The organism is Microcystis sp. LE19-8.1F, assembly GCF_027531715.1.
GTDB classification, from domain to species: Bacteria; Cyanobacteriota; Cyanobacteriia; order Cyanobacteriales; family Microcystaceae; genus Microcystis; species Microcystis wesenbergii_A.
In genome coordinates this window covers 1-2773 of the sequence record NZ_JAPZSO010000158.1, presented here as the reverse complement: position 1 = coordinate 2773, position 2773 = coordinate 1, and the positions used below count along the sequence as shown (strand labels likewise).

General features: G+C 40.6%; 4 protein-coding genes. All 4 read right to left on the bottom strand.

Annotated elements, in window-relative coordinates; genetic code table 11:
- Positions 1 to 475: 475 nt before the first annotated feature.
- Positions 476 to 829, bottom strand: a complete 354-nt coding sequence (locus O9334_RS15380) for a type II toxin-antitoxin system VapC family toxin (protein ID WP_288000955.1) — start codon at positions 827 to 829, stop codon at positions 476 to 478.
- Between the two features lie 51 nt (positions 830 to 880).
- Entirely contained in the window at positions 881 to 1039 is a 159-nt protein-coding gene (locus tag O9334_RS15375; protein ID WP_288000953.1) for a hypothetical protein, read from the bottom strand.
- A gap of 338 nt (positions 1040 to 1377) precedes the next feature.
- The gene (locus O9334_RS15370; RefSeq protein WP_288000951.1) at positions 1378 to 2289 is read right to left on the bottom strand and encodes an RpnC/YadD family protein; all 912 of its coding nucleotides are present in this window, start codon (positions 2287 to 2289) and stop codon (positions 1378 to 1380) included.
- 54 nt (positions 2290 to 2343) lie between these two features.
- Positions 2344 to 2532, bottom strand: coding sequence for a hypothetical protein (locus O9334_RS15365; RefSeq protein WP_288000948.1), 189 nt, complete (start codon positions 2530 to 2532; stop codon positions 2344 to 2346).
- Between the last annotated feature and the right edge of the window lie 241 nt (positions 2533 to 2773).

Genomic DNA, 2773 nt, shown 5'->3' with positions numbered 1-2773 from the left:
CTGTTAAAATCAGGTTAGCGATCACTATACAGCCAACTCTACGGAATCGCTCTACTCCAGATACAGTCAACGGTACAGCCATTTTCAAGGGAAAAATGTACCCAGTAGCCTCTTTTCAATTTTTTCTGAGAAGCGACCTGCGGTAAGGGTTTTGTTAATTTTTTAGTATTTCTGTATGGGGGAAGTCCAGAAATACAGTCTAGCAAACGCATTGAGCGTTCTACCTGAATGTTTATCGAATTGATTAGGGTTTGAGCGAGCCAATTGGCGCACTGCGAAACGAGTCTCTTCGAGATCGCACTTTGGGTCAACTTCTCCACGCACTCTTTACTTGCTGTCTAGACAGGGGAGCGTCTGTGTTAAAGCTGGACTTGACAGTAACCTCAACGGACAAACTACCATCAGGGTTTAGGGATGATTCTTCATGGTTTGAGCGGACTTTTCTCCCAATCTTGCTAACAATTAGGAACGGGAATTAATCGACCCAATTTTCTAAGAATAAATGAGGAATTTGTCTAAAATGTCGCAGATTTCTGGTTACTAGCTGGGCTTGATTAGCTAAGGCGATACTAGCAATTAACAGGTCAGACCTGCCAATTTTGCGAAATTTAGAAATATCTTGTAAGCGGTCAAATTGATTGGCTGCATTTGGGTCAATTAAAATTACAGGAAGTTGATTTAATAAGGTTTCTGAACGAGAGAAAAGCTCTTGTGCTTTCAGTAAATCACTCCCTGAAAAAGCCTTAAGCAGATAATCTATCCGCCCGCGCAAAATTTCGAGCTTGGTGACAATCGTAATGGCGACTTCCTCATCTTGTAAGTTTTCCAATCGATTAATAACGTTAGTGTTACCTGAGTGGAGATGAGTTAAAGTATCCGTTCAAGAAGATACATCATCGTCAGTTTCCGAACGTCCCCTGGCTTGGTAAATAGAATCTCTTAGGTCGGCCAAAGAACTATCATCGCTTAAAGCACCTGCCTGTTGCAGAAAAATAGCTTTACTATTTGGCGAAGAGTTAGAAGGAAAGGAAGTCTTCAAGGTTTTAGCCTCTTGCTCTAATAAAGTATCGCTTCTTAAGTACCTAAGCAAAATTAATTACACATATCTAACCCCCCCTTGCCTCTTGGCTCCTGCCTTTTGCCTTTCTTCACTAGGAAATTTATTTTGCACGACTACTTAATTGTTCTGATTTTGGAGTAATTGTCATAATTGCTCCTGATTATTTATTAATATTTTATCATAATGGGTATGGAAAACCTCTAAGTACAGGAAAAAAATTGTATGGAGAAAATTGCGATGATTGGGCAGAGATTTACTCGGACAAACTACCATCAGGGTTTAGGGATGATTCTTCATGGCTTGGGCAGGCTGGAGTTTTAATTTTCCCTGAATCTTTCCAACAATTCCTCGCGGGATAAATTCGCTAAAGAAAGAAGTAAAGCGGTGCGTTCCGAGATGGGAAGTTGGGCGATCCGTTCCACCAGACCAGATAATTCCGAATCTAGGCTGCCAAAGCGTCCTTCCAGAAGACTGGCTATCAGGGAATACCGTTCTTCTAAACTACCTTGTTGTATCCCTTCTTGCTTCCACTCTTCCCTTTGTTGTAAATAAGCTGGTGATAAGTTCATGATGTCCTCCTGTTCTTCGGTACTTAAATTATCTCTCAACTCTAAATTCTTGCGCCAGTTGGCCAGAATTTCTAATAAATTCTCTCGAAAAGGATTGCGTTCTGGCAGTTCAACTAACTCTTCAACTGCTCGTTTTTGAGTTCCTCCTTTACCTAATACCCTCAACCATAAGGTGTCTTCAATTACTGGTAATTGATGAATGACAATGATGCCCGCTTTGAGAGACTTCGCTAAAAAGTAAACCCCTGTTAACCAATTACTCTCATCGCTGTGAGTCCCGAAATCTTCAATCATTCTAGCTGAAAAGGTGGGCGTTAGAATCCATAAGAAAGGCAATTCTGCGACCGTCAAAGTTTTGTTTGACCGTTTCGCTTTTCTCAAGACATCCCCATGAACCGTGTATAACTTTGACAAACAACTGCGAATCTCTACCTCGGTCGGGGGATTGCGAAAAGGTTCAAATAAACAGGAAGTAGCCGCCATTTTTCCGAGTAACCCTAAAGGTAACTCAGTGGGAGTAGGTGAGCTAAATGGTTCAAACCAGACATCGATTTCTTGAACCTCACTTTTTACTTTCTTACTTTTTCTAATCGTCCCTAGAGGTGTTAGTAATTCCTCTAAATATTCCTTAGCAAATTGGTCATGAATTTGGCGAGTCATTCAAATTAATAATCAAGCATAAAAAGGACGGTAATAATCTTATTATATCATTAATTAAAAAGGAATCCAATCGACAATATCGATCCATTCTTCTGCTTCGGTAGTTTCCCAAATCATAATTAATTCTTCGGCTAGTTTTCCCATTGTTGTGGTGGGACGTATCCAAAACAGTCCCCAGATTTGTTGATTTTTTTGCCAATATTCTTCTAAATGTTCAGGCATACTGGTACGATTATCTGTCACCAAGAGTCGTTGAGATAATCCTAAATACTGTAGAACATCAGGGTCAAGAGTTCCTAACGGTGGTGTATTCGGCTCTCCAATGCGTAAAATATCTATCTCTGGCTAAGTACAGGACAAAAAGCTTGAAAAGTAGGCGGGAGTAGGGTTTTATGAGAAATAGCACTAATCTCGAAAACCCTATGAATCAGTATAGCGCCTTAAAGCAAGCCCTTCAACCCCATCTAGGATGGCATGGTGCCAG

Bases quoted from the DNA above. Each gene is read 5' to 3' on its own strand.
- O9334_RS15370 (WP_288000951.1), bottom strand. From the start codon at position 2,289: ATGACTCGCCAAATTCATGACCAATTTGCTAAGGAATATTTAGAGGAA.